Source organism: Dyella japonica DSM 16301 (assembly GCF_001010355.1).
Taxonomy (GTDB): domain Bacteria; phylum Pseudomonadota; class Gammaproteobacteria; order Xanthomonadales; family Rhodanobacteraceae; genus Dyella; species Dyella japonica.
The window spans coordinates 1-497 of record NZ_JPLA01000162.1; the positions used below are offsets into that span (position 1 = coordinate 1).

The 497-nt window shown below is 49.1% G+C and carries 1 protein-coding gene; it reads left to right on the forward strand.

Annotation, left to right across the window (positions count from 1 at the left end; translation table 11 throughout):
• Positions 1-497, forward strand: a 497-nt coding sequence (locus tag Y882_RS20405; RefSeq protein WP_046973432.1) for a hypothetical protein, incomplete at both ends; no start/stop codon positions are given.

Consider the following 497-nt stretch of genomic DNA (forward strand, 5'->3'; position numbering starts at 1 on the left):
CATCAAGCCTCTGTCCCTGCTAAGATTAATGACAAGGGGCAAACCGTAACGCCAGGATGGACCGTAAATATCCCTTTGAAGGCAAACGAGCATAACGGTAAGACCTATTACAAAGGCTCACTGGCTAAGATGGTTAAGCTGGGCGCAGGAGAGGCTCCAGCAGCGACTCAGCAGCAAAAACAGCAACAAGGTGCACAATCACAAGGCCAGAAGCAGAAACCTCAGCAGAATGCCAATCAGGACGTTTTACGCATCTATGGTGATGTGACTCAGATTGTTGGCAACGTGGTTACTGTAAATGACCACAAGATTGGCGAAGGTGCTATGGTTGTAACTGATGAGCAGCTTAAAGACCTGGTGGTAGGTGGTCGTGTTGCAGCCATTGTTGACAAAGACACCGGAAACATTATCAGTGGTTTCAAGGCCTATCCTCCTAAGGCAGAGAACGGCACTCAAGGCTCTGGTGGCAAGCGTAAATCCTCTTACGACCCTATCGG